This window comes from Roseburia sp. AF42-8 (assembly GCF_003435965.1).
GTDB lineage: Bacteria > Bacillota > Clostridia > Lachnospirales > Lachnospiraceae > Roseburia_C > Roseburia_C amylophila.
In genome coordinates this window covers 84868-103371 of record NZ_QTVB01000007.1, presented here as the reverse complement: position 1 = coordinate 103371, position 18504 = coordinate 84868, and the positions used below count along the sequence as shown (strand labels likewise).

The 18504-nt window shown below is 41.1% G+C and carries 15 protein-coding genes and 3 pseudogenes; 2 read left to right on the top strand and 16 right to left on the bottom strand.

Annotated elements, in window-relative coordinates; genetic code table 11:
* Positions 1–181 precede the first annotated feature (181 nt).
* Positions 182–883: a phosphatase PAP2 family protein gene (locus DW059_RS05000; protein WP_117698020.1), complete on the top strand. Its 702-nt coding sequence runs from the start codon at positions 182–184 to the stop codon at positions 881–883.
* Positions 884–950: 67 nt separating this feature from the next.
* On the opposite strand, the gene DW059_RS04995 is transcribed toward DW059_RS05000, so the two are convergent.
* The 3 genes from DW059_RS04995 to DW059_RS04985 are packed head-to-tail and all read right to left on the bottom strand — an operon-like array spanning position 951 to position 4508.
* The gene (locus DW059_RS04995; protein ID WP_117698019.1) at positions 951–2873 is read right to left on the bottom strand and encodes an NAD(+) synthase; all 1923 of its coding nucleotides are present in this window, start codon (positions 2871–2873) and stop codon (positions 951–953) included.
* Positions 2870–3739: an Hsp33 family molecular chaperone HslO gene (hslO, locus tag DW059_RS04990; RefSeq protein ID WP_117698018.1), complete on the bottom strand. Its 870-nt coding sequence runs from the start codon at positions 3737–3739 to the stop codon at positions 2870–2872. The genes DW059_RS04995 and hslO overlap by 4 nt, the downstream gene beginning before the upstream one ends.
* 19 nt (positions 3740–3758) lie before the next feature.
* Positions 3759–4508, bottom strand: a complete 750-nt coding sequence (locus tag DW059_RS04985; protein WP_117698017.1) for a class I SAM-dependent DNA methyltransferase — start codon at positions 4506–4508, stop codon at positions 3759–3761.
* A gap of 135 nt (positions 4509–4643) precedes the next feature.
* Here DW059_RS04985 and DW059_RS04980 point away from each other — a divergent pair, with 135 nt between their 5' ends.
* The gene (locus DW059_RS04980) at positions 4644–5687 is read left to right on the top strand and encodes a DUF6709 family protein (protein WP_022243394.1); all 1044 of its coding nucleotides are present in this window, start codon (positions 4644–4646) and stop codon (positions 5685–5687) included.
* 51 nt (positions 5688–5738) lie between these two features.
* Here the strand turns inward: DW059_RS04980 and ilvN are convergent, their stop codons facing one another.
* The 13 genes and pseudogenes from ilvN to DW059_RS04910 form a co-directional block, all read right to left on the bottom strand.
* A complete protein-coding gene (gene ilvN, locus DW059_RS04975) occupies positions 5739–6236 on the bottom strand; it encodes an acetolactate synthase small subunit (RefSeq protein WP_117698016.1) in 498 nt (165 codons plus the stop codon).
* Between the two features lie 13 nt (positions 6237–6249).
* Positions 6250–7970, bottom strand: a pseudogene (ilvB, locus tag DW059_RS04970) (biosynthetic-type acetolactate synthase large subunit).
* Between the two features lie 13 nt (positions 7971–7983).
* Positions 7984–8941: pseudogene (locus DW059_RS17545) on the bottom strand (AEC family transporter).
* A gap of 21 nt (positions 8942–8962) precedes the next feature.
* A pseudogene (locus DW059_RS17540) lies at positions 8963–9453 on the bottom strand (dihydrofolate reductase).
* A gap of 19 nt (positions 9454–9472) precedes the next feature.
* Positions 9473–10321, bottom strand: a complete 849-nt coding sequence (gene thyA / locus DW059_RS04955; RefSeq protein ID WP_117698015.1) for a thymidylate synthase — start codon at positions 10319–10321, stop codon at positions 9473–9475.
* A 529-nt stretch (positions 10322–10850) separates the two neighbouring features.
* Positions 10851–12125, bottom strand: a complete 1275-nt coding sequence (gene purD / locus DW059_RS04950; RefSeq protein WP_117698014.1) for a phosphoribosylamine--glycine ligase — start codon at positions 12123–12125, stop codon at positions 10851–10853.
* A 67-nt stretch (positions 12126–12192) separates the two neighbouring features.
* Positions 12193–12831, bottom strand: coding sequence for a phosphoribosylglycinamide formyltransferase (gene purN, locus DW059_RS04945; RefSeq protein ID WP_022243387.1), 639 nt, complete (start codon positions 12829–12831; stop codon positions 12193–12195).
* Positions 12825–13850: a phosphoribosylformylglycinamidine cyclo-ligase gene (gene purM, locus DW059_RS04940; RefSeq protein ID WP_022243386.1), complete on the bottom strand. Its 1026-nt coding sequence runs from the start codon at positions 13848–13850 to the stop codon at positions 12825–12827. The genes purN and purM overlap by 7 nt, the downstream gene beginning before the upstream one ends.
* Before the next feature lie 285 nt (positions 13851–14135).
* Positions 14136–14621, bottom strand: coding sequence for an NUDIX hydrolase (locus DW059_RS04935; protein ID WP_117698013.1), 486 nt, complete (start codon positions 14619–14621; stop codon positions 14136–14138).
* Between the two features lie 53 nt (positions 14622–14674).
* Positions 14675–16036, bottom strand: a complete 1362-nt coding sequence (locus DW059_RS04930; RefSeq protein WP_117698012.1) for an MATE family efflux transporter — start codon at positions 16034–16036, stop codon at positions 14675–14677.
* 435 nt (positions 16037–16471) lie between these two features.
* Positions 16472–16906: a hypothetical protein gene (locus tag DW059_RS04925; protein WP_227710007.1), complete on the bottom strand. Its 435-nt coding sequence runs from the start codon at positions 16904–16906 to the stop codon at positions 16472–16474.
* Positions 16907–17225: 319 nt separating this feature from the next.
* Entirely contained in the window at positions 17226–17918 is a 693-nt protein-coding gene (locus DW059_RS04915) for a hypothetical protein (RefSeq protein WP_117698010.1), read from the bottom strand.
* Positions 17915–18475, bottom strand: coding sequence for an RNA polymerase sigma factor (locus tag DW059_RS04910; protein WP_022243687.1), 561 nt, complete (start codon positions 18473–18475; stop codon positions 17915–17917). Before DW059_RS04910 ends, DW059_RS04915 begins: the two co-directional genes overlap by 4 nt.
* Positions 18476–18504: the final 29 nt, after the last annotated feature.

Below are 18504 nucleotides of genomic sequence, written 5' to 3'. Positions count from 1 at the left end.
TTCCATTAAAATCTTAAGAATTCCATAAAAATTATTAAATCGATTTATAGCATTGTTTTTAAAAATGCTGTGCTAGAATTCCACAAAAATTATTAAATCGATTTATAGCATTGTTTTTAAAAATGCTGTGCTAGAATTCCACAATAGAAGTAGTATTCTTACATTAAAAAAGGGGAATCCGATGTCGAAAAAAGATAACTTTAAGCAAAATCTCAAAGCATTTTTTCAAAAATATAAGCACGCATGGGTTCTGCTGTATGTATTCATATATTTTCCATGGTTTACCTATCTGGAAAAACATGTGACTTCAAATTTCAACGTAATACATACTGCACTGGATGATAAAATCCCATTTATAGAATTTTTCATCGTACCATATATGTTATGGTTTGGATATGTCGCATATGCGGTTCTTTACTTTTTCTTCAAAAATAAAGAAGATTATTACCGGCTCTGTACATTCCTGTTTGTGGGAATGACTGTATTTCTGGTAGTATCCAGCCTCTATCCAAACGGACATTATCTCCGCCCGCATTCCTTTGAGCATGACAATGTCTTCACCCATATGGTAGCCTGGCTTTACGCAACCGATACACCGACAAACCTGTTTCCAAGTATTCATGTTTATAATTCGCTCGGTGTTCACATTGCACTCTGTAACAGTAAAGAATTTAAGGAGCGTCCGAAGTTAAAGCTGGCTTCTTTCATCCTTATGGTCAGCATTATTCTTGCAACCATGTTCTTAAAACAGCATTCTGTATTTGATGTGGTTACTGCATTTGTAATGGCTGCTGTCATGTACTCTTTCGTCTACGGCAGGAACTTTGCTTTCGGTCGCAGCAAGGCAAAAGAATCTTTTGAAAAACAACTTAAGCACATATAGTTTTTATAAAAGAACTGCCGCTCCATTTTGAGCAGCAGTTCTTTTCTCGTAGTTCATTTTTCACATTTTATTCCAGATGTTCGATTTCATCCATCCAGATACGTGCCGATGCATCACTTGGCATTCGTAAATCACCTCTTGGTGATACTGCTACCGTACCGACCTTTGGTCCATCCGGCAGACAGGAACGTTTAAACTGCTGTGAGAAGAAACGGCGGTAGAAGGTCTTTAACCATTTCAAAATCACTGCATTGTCATACTGTCCGGCAAATGCCACCTGTGCCAGACGATATATTTTTGCCGGAGCAAAGCCAAATCGCATCACATAATATAAATAGAAATCATGGAGTTCATACGGTCCTACAATATCCTCTGTCTTCTGGGCGATTTTTCCATTTTCCGGCGGAAGCAGTTCCGGGCTGACCGGTGTATCTAAGACATCATACAGCACAGTTGAAAGTTCCTTATTTCCACAGGTGTCCGCATAGTAGTGTACCAGATGACGCACCAGAGTCTTTGGTACGGATGCATTCACTCCATACATGGACATATGGTCACCGTTATAGGTAGCCCAGCCCAATGCCAGCTCTGACATATCTCCGGTTCCGATTACCATACCATTATTCTTATTAGCAATATCCATCAGAATCTGGGTACGTTCCCTTGCCTGTCCATTTTCATATGTTACATCATGTACACCCTCATCCTGACCGATGTCACGGAAATGAATACGTACTGCTTCTTTGATATCTACTTCTATCAGCTTTGCTCCAAGGCAGCGAATGAGACTTAATGCATTCTCATAGGTACGGTCTGTGGTTCCAAAGCCCGGCATGGTAACCGCATATATCTGTTCTCTCGGAAGATTCAGCCGGTCAAATGCCTGTACCGTAACCAAAAGTGCCAGTGTGGAATCCAGTCCACCGGAAATGCCCACCACTGCACATTTGCATCCGGTATGCTCTAACCGTTTCTTAAGTCCCATGGACTGAATAGCTAAAATCTCTTCACAACGTTTATCACGCTTGTCCTTATTGCCCGGAACGAATGGCGCCGGATCCACGAAACGGCTCAGCGTTGTATCTGATTTATCAATAAAGAAAGAAAATCTAAGATAATCCCCGCTTCTGCTGCCTGCTGCAAAAGTGCTCATTCTCCGTCTTTCGGATACCAGACGTTCCATATCAATTTCAGAATATACCGTCTCATTGGTAAAACGTTCAGATTCTGCTAAAACCGCTCCGTTTTCTGCAATGATATTATGCCCGGAATATACTACATCCTGTGTGGATTCTCCATCTCCGGCACTGACATAGACATAGCCACAGAGCAGGCGGGCAGACTGTCCTGCAACAAGCTCTCTCCGGTAAATATCCTTTCCGGTTGTCTCATCACTGGCAGAAAGATTTACGATTAAAGTTGCTCCTGCCAGAGCATGGGAAATACTCGGCGGGTTTGGTGTCCAGACATCCTCGCAGATTTCCACACCGATTACCAGCTCCGGCAATACATCATCACACTGGAACAAAATGTGGCTTCCCATCGGTACATGATAAGCCGGTGCAATATCTACACCCTCTGCTTCTTCTTTTCCCGGAGCAAAATATCTTGCTTCATAGAATTCATTGTAATTTGGAATATGGGTCTTTGGCACGATGCCGATAATCTCGCCTTTGTTTAAAGCTGCTGCCACATTATAAAGCTTGCCTTCATGCATCAGAGGCAGACCAACAAATACAACGGCATCCAAAGCACCGAGTTCCTTTGCCAGCCATACCAGCCGCTCCCTTGCGCTTCTTAATAAAGTCTCCTGTAAAAATAAATCGCCACAGGTATATCCGGTAATGCAAAGCTCCGGGCACACAATGACTTTGGCTCCGTTTGCTGCTGCTTCCATTACTGCCGCTTTTATTCGAATGGTATTTTCTACCGGATCTGCGACTACTACTTTTGGTGTTACTGCTGCTACTTTGATAAATCCATCTCTCATTTTCTTATCTCCCTTAAATCATCCGGACTGAATACATAATTCTCATTACAGAAATGACATTTTACTTCAATCGGTTCTTCATCTTTGATTAAATCATCCAAATCTTTCTTGCTTAAGCTTGCCAGTGCTTTTGCCACACGCTCTTTGGAACAGTCACAGTGGAAGGTAACCGGCATCGTATCATTGATTTCAAGCTTCATCTCTCCTAAGATTTCCTCTAAAATCATTTCCGGTGTCATGCCCTTTTCCAACATTTCTGTTACGGATGCTATCTGTGCGATTTTCTGCTCTAATGCATCAATGACTGCATCCTCTGTAAACGGCATCAGCTGAATGATAAATCCGCCTGCCTGACGCACCGTATTGTCCTTATTCATGAGGACTCCCAAACCTACGGAAGATGGTACCTGCTCAGATACCGCAAAATAATAAGTTAAATCTTCTGCGATTTCACCGGTCTGAAGCTCAGTCTGTCCCACATACGGATCCTTTAATCCCATGTCTTTTATGACACTTAAAACACCATTTCCAATGGCTCCGCCTACATTTAATTTACCGGCTGCATTGGGTGGTAATATCACGTCTGCCACGCCGGGATAGCCTTTTACACCCCCGTTAGCATTGGCAGTTACCGTAAGGCCATGCATCGGACCATCTCCCTGAATCTGCAGGGTCAGAAGGTCTTTTTCTCCCTTCATCATGCTGCCCATCATTGCTGCTGCGCTCATGGCACGTCCTAATGCTGCTGTTACAATCGGGCTGCTGTTATGACGGACTCTTGCTTCCTCCGTCATCTCTTTTGATGTAATCGCAAATGCACGAATCTGTCCATCTGCAGCTGTTGCTCTCACCATATAATCTGACATTTTTTCTTCCTCTTTCTTCTTATTTCCCCTGTTCTCTTGCGATGATATAAATCCGTTCACTGCAGGCTGTCGGTTCTTTTCCCGTCTCTACATCAAAGACACCTTCCCATTTCATACCGGCTTCTTCGATTAATTTTCGTACAGTTTCTATCTCATACGCCCGCTGAAAATGTGTTTCTTCATATCTCCGGAACAAATCATCCTCTTCTTTGATAAAAAGTGTTAAATCATACTGATTGACCTGTTCCTCCGGGTCATAATAATTTTCCCAGATAAAGCTGCTGTCCTCTCTGGTCTCGCAGAAGCTGTTGTCTCCTAAGAGTTCTTCATATTTATATCTGGTATTCATATCGAAAATAAAGATTCCGCCCGGGTCGAGATAATTATTGACCAGGGAAAATACCTGTCTCAAATCCTCTTCTGACATGATATAATTCATGGAATCGCAGACACTTACTACTGCCCGGATGGTTCCATACAATTCAAACTCCCTCATATCCTGAAGAAGATACAGTATCTCTGTATTTTCCATGGTATATTCTCTGGCTACCGAGAGCATTTCCTCGGAATTGTCCACCCCAATCATATCATAACCTTCTGCCGCTAAAAGTCTCGTCATCCTTCCGGTTCCACAGCCAAGTTCCAAAAGCAGGCCATCGTTTATCCCCTCTGCTTTTAATATGTCCACCAGATATTTTTTCCATGCTTCGTAAGGGACATTGTCCATAAATGTATCATAAACTGTTGCAAATTCTGTATATGCTTCCACACAACCACTCTTTCTGTCCTATTCTTCTGTAATACTAACAATTTTCCCTGATAAAAGCAAGTAGTCGCGCCCTAAGGCTTGATTATTTTTCCCTAAAACTTTATACTTAAAATCATAACACTACTGGGAGGAATTATGACAAACCAATTAGACCACTATATATCCAACCACATCAAAAGTCTTTACCGGCATAAGCTTTTTTCGCCAATTCTATATATGATACTGTTGATTGTTCTTTGGATTATCTTTCCCATCGGCACCATCTTAAGTCCGAAGGTTATCAACGAAAAAACTTCTCTTGATAAATTATATAAAGAGAATGACCGGTATGTCAGTATTACGCTGACGGATTTAAAATTTACCGGATACACACAGGAAGTCTTAGGGCAGACCCATGGATATTACTACTATACGATTCAGGATGGGTGCTGTAATATCGTACTGCTCTCTCCGAAGACCAGCGAAGAGGGACTTCCGAATATTAACAAAGTAACCGTCCATGCCAAAATCCAGACCGCAACCAAATCCTACCATACCCTGCTTTCTAAAATTGCAGCAGATTTGAACTGGACAGACAGCGGTATTTACGGAGAAAGCTCCTCCTATTATATCAGTGAGCCCGGTTTCCGTTACGGCTTCAGTATCTTTCTGATTCTGCTTTTTGCATGCAGTGGACTTTATGCCATTTTCAGTATCATATGTTATTTTGTATACATTCATTTTCCATGGCTGTCACCGCCCTGCCAGCAGCTGGCCCGGTTCGGTTCTCCGAAGACTCTTCTTATGCAGGCAGAAGAAGAACTGGCGACACTGCCACAGCTGGCTACGGAAGATATGTTTATTACCGAGCATTTCTTTATTGAAATCTCTACGGATGGAATTGCCTTTGTTCCGATTCAGGAAATCATCTGGCTTTATAAACATTCCACCCTGCACAAGTTCTTCTGGTACCATTTCAGTATCTCCTATACGCTGTGTATCTCTGCGAAAAAGCACTTATACATCCAGTGTCCGAAGAACTTAAAATCCGATATCGACGGTATCATCGACTACTTAGCAGAAGCAAATCATGATATTCTTGTAGGCTTCAACGAAAAGAACCGCCTGAAGGTACAGGAAATTCAGGGAACACCATTGCAGTTTGAGAAGTTTATTGCACTGTTGAAAAAAAGATTATAAAAAATATGGGAATTCCGCATTACGGACTTCCCATATTCCTGGTATTTAATATTACCGGCAGGATGTGCTGATTGATTCAATGGCTACTGCCCCGCCACGCACTACTTCGATGGTCCTGAAGCGGCGTTTTAAAAGAGCTATCAGTTCATTGTTGCGGCGTTCTGTCAGCTTGCACTCTAACAATACGCTGTCTTCCCCAATATCTGCCACATCTACTTTAAAGGTTGTTGCAATCTGAAATACCTCCGCTTTATCTTCCACGCTGCAATGCAGCACTTTTGCAAAAAGAATCTCTTTCATATGGATTGGTACATTGGTTAAATCAATTACCTTAATGACCTCTACCATACTGTTTAACTGCTTCTTAATCTGTTCAAATGTAATATCATCACTGGTTACACAGATTGTCATACGGGACACACTCTCATCTTCCGTGGTTCCTACGGTAAGACTCTGGAGGTTATAGGATTTGCCGGAAAAAAGTCCGGAAACCTTCGCCAGTACACCAACCTGGTTTTCTACATATAATGCAATCCATCTGTTTTTCATACCAACGTTCCTCCTATTTCAAAATCATCTGGCTCATTGCAGTTCCACTCTTAACCATCGGAAGTACAATGTCCTCTGTTGCAATCATAAATTCTATTACGGTAGAAGTCTTTTTATTCTTCTTTGCCTCTTCGAAGGCTGCATTCATTTCTTCGGTGTTCGTTACACGAATACCCTTTGTGCCATAGCTTTCTGCCCATTTCACAAAATCCGGTTCATATACCGGGCAGTCTTTTCCCGGTCCCTTACAGTTGCTTGGACATTCCTTATGCTGACGCAGGCAGGTTGCAGAATAACGTTTTCCGTAGAAAAGCTGCTGCTGCTGGCGAACCATGCCAAGATAAAAATTATTTAAAATGCAGACAATTACCGGTGCATCCTGCATACTGCAGTTGCCATTTCCTGCATATTCATCTGGAATCCACCATCTCCGGTGATACAGATAACCTCTTTTTCCGGACAGCCGATTTTTGCTCCGACTGCTGCCGGGAATCCAAAGCCCATTGTTCCAAGGCCCCCTGATGTAATAAAGGTTCCGCCACGTTCCATCTCAAGATACTGGGTTGCCCACATCTGATGCTGCCCAACATCTGTTGCAATAATGGCTCCTTTGAAATGCTCATTGATTCCTTCCATAATCATCTGTGGGGAAAGTCCCTTATCTCTTCGCATTTCCAGAGGATTTTCTTTGTTCCATTCCTCAATGCGGGCTATCCAGGCTGTTGTTTTCTTCGGTTCTGCCCACTCTGATAATTTTTCCAGTGCGGTTCTTGCATCTGCTACTACCGGTACATCCACCACAACGTTTCTGGAAATGGATGCTGTATCCACATCCACATGAACAATTTTTGCCTTTGGCGCAAACTCATTCAAATCGCCGGTAATGCGGTCATTGAATCTTGTTCCGATGGAAAATAATACATCACACTCAGAAACTGCCATATTGGCTGCATATCTTCCATGCATACCGCAGTTTCCCATATAATAAGGATTGGATGTGCCAATGGCTCCTTTTCCCATAATGGTGGTAACAACCGGCACCTGCATTTTAGTAACAAATTCATCAAAAATATCATTGGCACGGGCAATGTTGATTCCGCCTCCGGCGAGAATCAATGGTTTCTTGGCACTCTTTAAAAGCTTATATGCCTTTTTCAACTGTCCGATATGTACGCCTTCATTTGGCTTGTAACCACGAATCTGCACACTCTTTGGATAATCGGATGGTCCACTCTCTAACTGGATATCCTTTGGGATATCCACAAGAACCGGTCCCGGTTTTCCGGTGGTTGCAATGTGAAATGCCATGCGGATTATTTTTCCCAAATCTTTTCTGTCCCGAACGGTTACGCCGTATTTTGTTATGGAACGGGTCATTCCTACAATATCAACCTCCTGAAAGGCATCATTTCCAATCAACGGAAGTGGCACCTGACCGGTAATGCAGACAAGCGGAATGCTGTCAAAATGCGCATCTGCGAGTCCTGTAATAATATTGGTGGCACCCGGTCCGCTGGTTACCAGGCATACGCCCGGCTTTCCGGTAGCTCTCGCATATCCTTCTGCCTCATGAATCAGTCCCTGCTCATGTCTGGGAAGCACCAGGTGAATATCATCCTGTTTATATAATTCATCAAAAAGGTCGGTGACCATTCCGCCCGGATAGCCAAATATGGTATCCACGCCTTCTTCCATCATCGCCTTTACAAATAATTTTCTTCCTGTAATATCCATCTAACGTCCTCCTCTATATCAATCCCATGGTCTTAAGGATAAAAATCCAGCCAGTTAAGGTAAATGCTCCCAAAAGCGTTGTTGTCACAATAATACTTGCTGTCAGCACACCATCATTTTTCATGTTCTTTGCCATAATATAGCAGCTTGGTGTAGTCGGTGATGCAAGCATAATCAGAATTGCAATCATTTTTTCTCCGGTAAATCCCAAGCTGCTGCCACCGGAAGTAGTAAAAGCGGCTGTATCACAAGCTTGATTGCAGATGCTGCAAGGGTCGGTCTGATTTTTGCCAGGGCTTTTCTTCCCTCAAAGCCTGCACCCAGTGCAATCAACGCCAGTGGTGTTGCCATCTTTGCCACATTCTCAATGGTCTTATCTACCATGGCAGGAAAATCAAGGGACAATAATGCTGCCACCATACCAAAGGCAATTCCAAGGATAATCGGATTCTTTAATATGTTAAGAAATGCTTTCTTGATTCTGCCACCATGTGCTGCCTCTTCTCCTTCTCCATCTTCATTGGCTTCAAAGGTCAGTACAATAACAGAAAAGATATTATAAAGCGGCACTGCCCCGATAATCATCAATGGTCCCATGGCAGAACTGCCATAAATATTTTCAATAAAGGCAAGTCCCATGACTGCGGCACTGCTCCGGAAGGAGCTTTGCACAAATGCACCACGGATGGATTTATCCTTTACAAAAAGCTTTGTAGCTCCCCAGATTACCCAGAAACAGGCGGTACTTGCCAGTGCACAGAAAAGCACATATTTCAAATCAAAGATTTCCCGGATATTTACCGTAGAAATATCCGAAATAACATAAATGGCAAGGTCACCTTAAAATTAAACTTATTCGCCACCGTTACAAAATTATCATTGAGCATACCAATCTGCTTTAAGATATAACCGATTACCATCACAAGAAAGATTGGCATGGTGGTATTTAAACTGAAAATAAGATTATTCATTTCTTACACGTTTCTTTCTGCTTATCTTATTCTTTCATATTTTAAGAAGTAATACTCCAGATCAAAATAGGTCTGTTCATCACTGTCTTCTGTAATCTGCCATTCTTCCTTTTCATCCAGATTCGGGAAATAGGCATCTGCATCATATGCATAGTCAATCTTCGTAATATGCGCTACATCGCACTCATCCAAAAGCTGACGATAAATGCTTTCACCGCCAATAACATAGACATCCTCACTGTTATACTGCTCTAACTCTTTATGCAGTTCGTCTAAATCATGCACCACAATGGCATCCTTCACTTTATAATTCTTATCACTGGTCAGTACAATATTGACACGGTTCTTAAGAGGCTGTCCATTTGGAAGCTTTCCAAGGTCTTACGTCCCATGACTACCACTTTCCCGGTTGTGGTCTGACGGAAAAATTTCATATCATCCGGAATGCTTACCAGTAATTTATTCTTATAGCCAATTGCCCAATTAGCATCTACTGCTGCGATTAAATTCATCTCTTTCACCTGCTCCTTTTTATATTGCGATTGGAATATCCTGAATCTGTGGTCCTGTCACATAATTATCAAGACGTACATCATTTCTGGTAAATTCATAGAAATCCTTTACATCCGGATTCAGCCAGAATGTCGGTGCGTCATACGTCGGTCTTTGAATCAGTTCCTTTATAATAGGAATATGCCGGTCATAAATATGTGCATCTGCAATCACATGCACTAACTCTCCCACACGCATATCGCACACCTGTGCCAGCATATGCATCAGTACTGCATACTGGCAGACATTCCAGTTATTGGCAGCTAAGATATCCTGGGAACGCTGATTTAAAATTGCATTCAAAGTCAGCTTATCATCCCCCTTCTTCTGGGTTACATTAAAGGTCATGCTGTATGCGCATGGATAAAGATGCATCTCACTTAAATCCTGATGTACATATATGTTGGTCATGATTCTTCTGCTGAAAGGATTGTTCTTAAGGTCATAAATCACACGGTCTACCTGATCAAACATTCCTTCCTTATATTTATGCTTTACTCCCATCTGGTAGCCATATGCTTTTCCAATGGAGCCTGTCTCATCTGCCCATTCATCCCAGACATGGCTGTGTAAGTCATTGACATTATTGGACTTCAACTGCCAGATCCATAACATCTCATCGGTACAGCTCTTGATTGCTGTCTTTCGTAATGTAATTGCCGGAAATTCTTTGGATAAATCATATCTGTTTACCACACCAAATTTCTTAATTGTATAAGCACTGGTTCCATCCTCCCAATGTGGGCGGACCTTTTCTCCTTCTGTACTTACCCCGTTGTCCAATATATCCTGACACATATCGATAAAAATTTTATCTGCCAGACTCATGCTGCGGCACCTCCTGCGCTAGTTTTTTCACTGTTTAGAGTATATTCTAAATTAATATTGTATCGGATAATCCCACCAAGCGCAAGAGTAGAAAATTTAACATTACAAATTTATGATTGCAGCTTGTGCATTTTCTTTTTCTCCTGCAAGTTGTCTTATCAATTTTTATTATTTTATATATTATGTAATCTTAAAATCTTTCTTTTAAGATTTATGTTAATTTGTTTTCTGATTTTATTCTTTTTTAGAAGAAGGGAATGTGCCGGACTGGGGGATGGGCGGAAGAATTGGTCTATCCCAATATGAACCGGTCTGTTCTAATATGAATTGAATTATCGTAGTATGATTGGTTTTTATTTTATCAAATTTTATTATGTCTTGTTTTAATTTCAAGAATTCTTCATTGATTCTCGTCTCTTTATTACATTGCATTTTTAAGTATAGAAAAAGTACCCGTAAATTTTTCTGTTTTTTACGGATACTTTTCTTATCTTTCTATTTTGTCGATTCGTTAAATCATTTTTTAACTTTATGCTTCATCTATGGCTTTTCCAATGTCATGGCGCATATACTTGTTTTCGAAGTCTACCCACTCCGTTGCCTTATAAGCATTGGCTCTTGCTTCTTTTAAGGTAGCTCCCTTGGCTGTGATGCCAAGTACACGGCCTCCGTTGGTTACAATTTTTCCTTCCTCATTTAACTTGGTTCCGGCATGGAAACAGTAGTAACCTTCTTTGCCATCAAAGTTCTCAAGGCCTTTGATTTCAAATCCTTTTTCATATGCCACCGGATATCCGTCAGATGCAAGAACAACGCATACGGCTGCATTATCTTCAAACTGTAAATCAATGGTATCTAATTTACCGTCTACGCAGGCTTCCATTACATCAATGATGTCATTTTTCATTCTCGGAAGAACTACCTGAGCCTCCGGGTCACCAAAACGGGCATTGTACTCTAATACCTTTGGTCCATCCTCTGTCAGCATCAGACCGAAGAAAATAACACCTACAAATGGTCTTCCTTCTGCTGCCATGGCATCTACGGTTGCCTGATAGATATATTTCTTACAGAAATCATCTACTTCTTTGGTATAGAAAGGACTTGGAGAGAAGTTACCCATTCCACCGGTATTTAAGCCCTGATCTCCATCTTTGGCACGTTTGTGGTCCTGTGCGGAAGACATAATCTTAATGGTCTTGCCATCTACGAAAGAAAGCACGGATACTTCACGGCCTGTCATGAACTCTTCTATTACCATATGGTTGCCGGCAGAACCAAATTTCTTATCTTCCATGATTTCTTTTACTCCGGCTTTCGCTTCCTCTAAGGTGTTACAAATCAGAACACCTTTACCAAGTGCCAGTCCGTCTGCCTTTAATACGATTGGCATTTTTGCAGTTTCCAGATACTCCAATGCCTTTTTCGGGTCATCAAAGGTCTCATATCCTGCGGTCGGAATGTTATATTTCTTCATCAAATCTTTGGAAAATGCTTTGGATCCCTCTAAGATTGCAGCATTCTTTCTCGGTCCGAATACTTTTAATCCTTCTGCTTCAAATACATCTACAATTCCACCAACCAATGGATCATCCATTCCTACGATGGTAAAATCAATCTCTTTTTCCTTTGCAAAAGCTACCAGCTTGTCAAATTCCATTGCACCGATATTGACACACTCAGCCATCTGACCGATTCCTGCATTACCCGGTGCACAGTATATCTTGTCTACGCGGCTGCTTTTTGCCACGCTGGTTACAATTGCATGTTCTCTTCCGCCACTTCCAACTACTAATACGTTCATGCTGCTCCTCCTAATCCGGTTATTTTTCATTCATTTCTACTTAATCTTTATTTACTTTTACTCAATTCTAATGGTCTGCTTTTGGAAGAATCTTCACTTTCCCGTCTTCGACTTTTACTCTTCCATTGGCAATTAAATCAATTGCCTGTGGCATAATTTTCCACTCTGCCTGTTCCATCACACGACGCTGCAGAATCTCCGGTGTATCATCCTCTTCAACTGCAACTGCTTTCTGTAAAATGATTGGACCGGTATCTGTTCCTTCATCCACAAAATGCACCGTAGCTCCTGTTACCTTCACTCCACGGGAAAGTGCTCCTTCGTGAACTTTCAATCCATAGAAGCCTGTTCCACAGAAAGATGGAATCAGGGATGGATGAATATTGATTATCCGGTTGCGGTACTGTGCAATCATTTCCGGTGGAATTACCACCAAAAAGCCTGCCAGCACAACCAAATCTACTTTATATTCATTCAATTTTTCTAAGAAATCAGCATTGAATGCCGCCCGGTTCTCATAGGATTTCGGAGAAATGCAAAGTGCCTTGATATTATGTTTTTTTGCACGCTCTAAGGCATAGGCATTTGGATTATTACTGATTACCACTTCTATCTTTGCATTGGTAATGGTTCCATTATCCATGGCATCGATAATTGCCTGAAGATTGGTTCCACCACCGGATACTAATACTGCAACTTTTAGCATAATGTAACACCCTTTTCTCCGTTTTCAATCTTACCAACAACATATGGCTTGTCTCCGGCAGATTTGATTGCTTCCATGGTTTTATCTACATCTTCCGGTGCAACTGCGAGTACCATACCAAGTCCCATGTTGTAGGTATTGTACATCATTTTCTCTTCTACATTTCCTTCTTTTGCCATCAGGGTAAAGATTGGCGGAATCGGATAGCTGTTCTTTTCAATCACTGCATGTTTTCCTTCTGGAAGCATACGTGGAACATTTTCATAGAAACCACCGCCTGTGATATGGCTGCAGGCTTTTACACGGATGCCGGCATCTTTGATGGCACGCAGTGCTTTTACATAAATTCTGGTTGGTGCAAGTAATGCTTCTCCCAAAGTAGTTCCCAGTTCTTCATGGTATGTATCAAGGGTTTCTTTATCCATAGTAAAGATTTTACGAACCAGTGAAAATCCATTGGAATGTACTCCGGTTGATGCCATACCAATCAGAACATCACCGTCTGCCAGGGTCTCGCCGGTAATCATATCTTTCTTATCACATACACCTACTGCAAATCCAGCCAGGTCATATTCATCCTCTGCCATCAGACCCGGATGCTCTGCAGTCTCTCCACCAATTAATGCTGCATCAGACTGAAGACAGCCTTCTGCTACACCTTTTACGATGGCTGCAATTTTCTCCGGATAATTCTTACCACATGCAATATAATCCAAGAAGAATAATGGTTCTCCACCTGCACAGGCAATATCATTTACACACATTGCTACTGCATCAATACCGATGGTATCATGCTTGTCCATAATCATGGCGAGCTTTACTTTCGTGCCACAGCCATCTGTTCCGGATAACAGTACCGGTTCTTCCATTTCTTTAATCTTCTCTAATGAAAATGCTCCGGAAAATCCGCCCAGCCCTCCAAGAACCTCTGGACGCATGGTCTTCTTTACATGCTCCTTCATCAGTTCTACGGACTTATATCCTGCCTCAATATCCACGCCTGCGTTCTTGTAATCCATTGTTCTTCCTCCTGAAATTATTCTTTATCTTGCTCTTTATTTTTTCAGTGCAAGTATGGAAATGCTTCGCATTTCCATACTACGGCTTTCGCCCTATCAGACCTTTTAATCAGCCCGTTTGGACTGCCAGCAGCCCAACGGACTGCTTATAAGGTCTGGCACTGCTCAATGCTACTTACATTATAACGTCATTTGCTTATAAAGACCAATTATATATAGTAATACCACTAATTAGTTTTTCTAATCAATGGTATCTGGTTGCTTATTTCTACTTATAATTTACTTTTATTTCAATCGGGTTGTCCCATCTAATATGGCATGGGTCAAAGTATCTCCCTGATAGGATAATTTCAGTGAAAAGAAGCTCTCCCTCTCTTCTAACAGCCGGAAAAATATCTTATCACCTTCCCAGATAGGCAAATTATATACTTCTTCCTTTGGCACCCATTCCAGTGTTCCTTCGTTGCACTCGGTCATCGTACCGTAGAATTCATCTGCCGTATATAGAAACATATACTCCGTCGGCCACGCATCGGAATCAAAAGTGACCACGCCCCGCAGCCGATAAGAATCCAAGGTAAGCCCGGTTTCTTCTTTCACTTCCCGAAGCAGGCATTCTTCCGGAGATTCTCCGGCTTCAAAATGACCGCCAACACCAACCCATTTATCTTTATTTACATCATGGCTTTTCTTCACCCGGTGCATCATCAGGTAGCAATTTTCCTTTTCTATATAGCAAAGCGTTGTATTTTCCGAACGTCTTTCTTCCATTTTTCTTTCTCTCTTCCGCTTTCTTTTTTACTTTCTTCCATGACTCTATGGTTCTATGCCGCTATCCGAAGCTTCCGGAAGCATACTTTGAAATAAATAATCTCGGCAATTGCTGTAATCGACCAGGAAAATGCATACAAAAGATATAAGGATGCAATGGTTCCAAAATATGCAAAAATTGTATATACCCAGATTACACGGAATACGCAGGAGCCCATGATAACAATAATGGTCGGCACAATGCTCTTTCCAATTCCGCGGGATGCCGCAATAGTGCAGTCCATAAATGCGGAAAGTGCATAGGAAAATCCCATAATCTTAATCCGCTCCATTCCGGCTTCAATTACCTCCGGTTTGCTGGCAAAAAGAGACAGGAACTGTCTTCCGAAAACCACCAGCAGCCCACCAAAAATTACGCCTGCCAGAAACGAATACAATAAACTGATGCGGTAACTTTTTATCATGCGTTCCCTGTTTCCTGCCCCCATATTCTGTCCCATGAAACTGGCGCATGCCGTATAAAATGCTGTCATAATATTAAAAATCAGCGTATCTGCATTGATTGCCGCTGAATTGCCGGACACCATAACCGCATCAAAGGAGTTGACTCCGGTCTGCACAAAAAGATTTGCAATTGCAAAGATTGCATTCTGCATTCCGCCCGGAACGCCAAGCATCAGCACACTTTTCGCCGCTTCCTTATGAAAACGCAGTCTGGAAAAGTAAAGCCTGCAGCTATCCTTTCTCCGGCACAGATGAGAAACCACCAAAATAGCTGACACATACTGAGCAATAACGCTGGCAATTGCCACTCCGCCTGCTGCCATATTACACTGGATAACAAAGAAAAGATTTAATAACACATTTAACACACCGGCAATACTCAGATAAATAAGTGGAAGCTTCGTCTCGCCGGATGCACTTAAAACACCATTTCCAAAATTGTAAATTGCAAGTGCCGGAAGCCCCAGTGCATAAATCCGAAAATATAGTACTGCGCCATCCATAAACTCTGATTTTGTATGTAAAATGTTTAAAAATGGCTCCGCAAATATATTACATATCAGGCACAGTATAAGTCCTGCCACCAGACAAATCAATGCCGCCGTGTGCACGGTTTCTTCCGTTCCCTTCGCATCGCCTACGCCCAGTTTATGCGCTACCCTTACATTAACACCGCCACCCATTCCAATCAGGAAGCCGGTAAATAAGGACACCAACAGCGTGGTCGAGCCAACCGACCCAAGGGGGATATATCCTGCATATTTTCCTACAATTGCTACGTCACTTAAATTAAATAATACTTCTAATATCTGAGAACACATCAACGGTATGCTAAAGAGGAAGATGTTCTTCCATAAAGAGCCGGATGTCATCCCGATACTTTTTCTTCTGCTTTCTGCTTTACTGCTCATAATTTTATTTCACTTTGGTTGGTTTGCTGTTCCTTTCCTGCCATATATCTTCTTTGATAATAATCCATTGTACGATAATCTATTACATCACGCAATCCTCTTACTTTTCCATAGTTAAAGAAGGATAAGCCTCAAGCATAGACTGTCTTGCTTCTTTTAAAAATTGTACTACTCGTTCCATGATGTAATCCATTCTTTAATATCTTTTATAATCTACGTCACGTCATAGGAAGCCTTGTCGTTAGCAGAAAGACAGAATTGTTACTGAGCTTACATACGCATACATAACATCGCCTTTCGTGTTATGGGCTAACAGGTATCCTTAACCACTTATTTTATAGCAAATTCTTCAACGAATATATAGCAGTTAATGTGAACAGAACGAAAATTTTTTGATATTCTCGCCTAAAGTTACACAGAAACGCTCATCCACTGTTAGTCGCAAAAGTATATTTTCAACAAATCTGTTGTTGCTTTGTCATTTATGACAGCCCGTCCTATTGTTATGCCATTGCTGATGATAATATATTCTCCGTTTTCATATCTGGCATTTACCAAATCATCTTCCCTTTTTAAGTCTATACATATACTTGATATAATTCCACAAATCTCCTCTTGTGAGCTTCCGCTTTTTATCTCATAAGCATAATCCGCATCTCCTATCTCATTCAGATCAGTTACCAAACAATACTCCGCTCCATTCATCAGCATTTCTTCATTCAAAGTGGGTAATTGAGCCGTCTTATACTCATTAAATAAAAAGATAACTACAAGCGCAATGAATGCCGGAAAAAAGATACCGCCAAACCGCTGTGCATAATTTTGTTCTTCCCACCGCTTGCCATGACCACCAAACAGCGGTATTTTCATCTGCACCAAACCTGCTCCTATACTTACAAGCAAAAAATAAAATATAACTTTTATCAAAGACTCATCCCCCTTTTAATCATTAATAAAAATATCGTTCTTAAAACGACGCCTACTAACCATATAAAACGAAACACCTTGTTATATCTTGAACTATTAGAACACGGAACAAGCCAATGTTCCTGTGGAAACCCCAAAAGGTCTTCTTTTAATTCCTGCTTCAATTCCATGACTATACTCCACATTAATCCAAGCAGCACAATGCACACCGTTCCATAATATGCAATGCTGTTAGCTTTGCCTTATCGTACAAATTTGCAGATTATTCTTGGATTTGGCTCAAATCAAATGCACCGTTCTCAATCAACTGCAAAATTGTGTCTACCAAGTTGTTCTTTACAGTTTCACTTTCATTTTCAGTGCCAGAATACTCTACATAAATAGTGTTCTCTCCCATATCAAAGGTTGCATAATATATTACGGTTTTGATACCTTGACTATTTGACTTTGTTATGAAATATCCTGCATTGATATCAACGCCGTCTACACTTGAAGTGATTGTATTTCCATCAATGATAGTATCTAATAGATTTACACCCTGTTTAGAAACTACCATTCTTGTATCACCAATTTTTCCCTCAAAACCCAGAATATTATGATTGTCAGCATCAAAGTAAGCATCTGCGGTAACAGGCAAGTCTGCAAAAAGCATTTCAATTTCAGCATCGCTCAAAGGTCTTGTTGTTACATTTAAGTCAATTGAAGATTGTGATAAGTCATTTTTAACAAAAGTAATTGTTTCTCCACTATCCAGCGTGGCAATATCGTTTTTTGTACCAAACAGTTTGCTTTGAAAAACTCCCACTCCAATCACAGCAACGAGTACGAAGCAAGCAGCAACAGACACCCATTTTTGCCGATTAGTTATTTTACTTGTTTTTTTCATAGGTTCAGCTTCTTTAATATACTGATTATCGACATTTCCCAATGCCCTTAAAAGTTTCTTTTCTTTCATACAGAGATACCTTCTTTCTCTAACAATTTTTTGAGTTCGTTCCTTGAACGAAATAATGACATCTTGATTTTGCTCTCGCTCATACCATATTCCGTTGCAATTTCTTTAATGGGCGATAAATACCAATATCTTCTCATAAAGATTTTTCGCTGTTCTAATGACAGGGAAGAAAGAAAGCGGTTGAGAATATCCGTTAGAGCAATTTCTTCAACAATGTTTTCTGTACTATCCAACGATGGTATGCACTCTTGTATTTCATCAAAAATCAATGGCATTTGCCCGCCATTACGTTTCTTTGCATTGAGCAGTTCGTACCTGTCCAAAGATAAGTTGCGAGTAATCTTCCCTAAAAAAGTTTTTAGAACAGATGGACGGTTAGGCGGTATGCTGTTCCAAGCTCTTAAATAAGTATCATTTACACATTCCTCGCTGTCTTCGTCATTGTGAAGAATATTAAAGGCTATGTATCTGCAATACTTTCCGTATTTTTTTGAAGTTTCGGATATAGCAGCTTCGGAGCGCTCCCAATATAAATCTAATATCTGTTTATCATCCATAGGCTTCTCCTCCTTTGTATTAAGGCCTT

Bases quoted from the DNA above. Each gene is read 5' to 3' on its own strand.
- DW059_RS04915 (WP_117698010.1), bottom strand. From the start codon at position 17,918: ATGAAAGAAAAGAAACTTTTAAGGGCATTGGGAAATGTCGATAATCAG.
- DW059_RS04995 (WP_117698019.1), bottom strand. From the start codon at position 2,873: ATGAGAGATGGATTTATCAAAGTAGCAGCAGTAACACCAAAAGTAGTA.
- ilvN (WP_117698016.1), bottom strand. From the start codon at position 6,236: ATGAAAAACAGATGGATTGCATTATATGTAGAAAACCAGGTTGGTGTA.
- DW059_RS04910 (WP_022243687.1), bottom strand. From the start codon at position 18,475: ATGGATGATAAACAGATATTAGATTTATATTGGGAGCGCTCCGAAGCT.
- DW059_RS04925 (WP_227710007.1), bottom strand. From the start codon at position 16,906: ATGAAAATACCGCTGTTTGGTGGTCATGGCAAGCGGTGGGAAGAACAA.
- DW059_RS04935 (WP_117698013.1), bottom strand. From the start codon at position 14,621: ATGGAAGAAAGACGTTCGGAAAATACAACGCTTTGCTATATAGAAAAG.
- purN (WP_022243387.1), bottom strand. From the start codon at position 12,831: ATGCTAAAAGTTGCAGTATTAGTATCCGGTGGTGGAACCAATCTTCAG.
- DW059_RS04980 (WP_022243394.1), top strand. From the start codon at position 4,644: ATGACAAACCAATTAGACCACTATATATCCAACCACATCAAAAGTCTT.
- thyA (WP_117698015.1), bottom strand. From the start codon at position 10,321: ATGAGTCTGGCAGATAAAATTTTTATCGATATGTGTCAGGATATATTG.
- hslO (WP_117698018.1), bottom strand. From the start codon at position 3,739: ATGTCAGATTATATGGTGAGAGCAACAGCTGCAGATGGACAGATTCGT.
- purM (WP_022243386.1), bottom strand. From the start codon at position 13,850: ATGGATTACAAGAACGCAGGCGTGGATATTGAGGCAGGATATAAGTCC.
- purD (WP_117698014.1), bottom strand. From the start codon at position 12,125: ATGAACGTATTAGTAGTTGGAAGTGGCGGAAGAGAACATGCAATTGTA.
- DW059_RS04930 (WP_117698012.1), bottom strand. From the start codon at position 16,036: ATGAGCAGTAAAGCAGAAAGCAGAAGAAAAAGTATCGGGATGACATCC.
- DW059_RS05000 (WP_117698020.1), top strand. From the start codon at position 182: ATGTCGAAAAAAGATAACTTTAAGCAAAATCTCAAAGCATTTTTTCAA.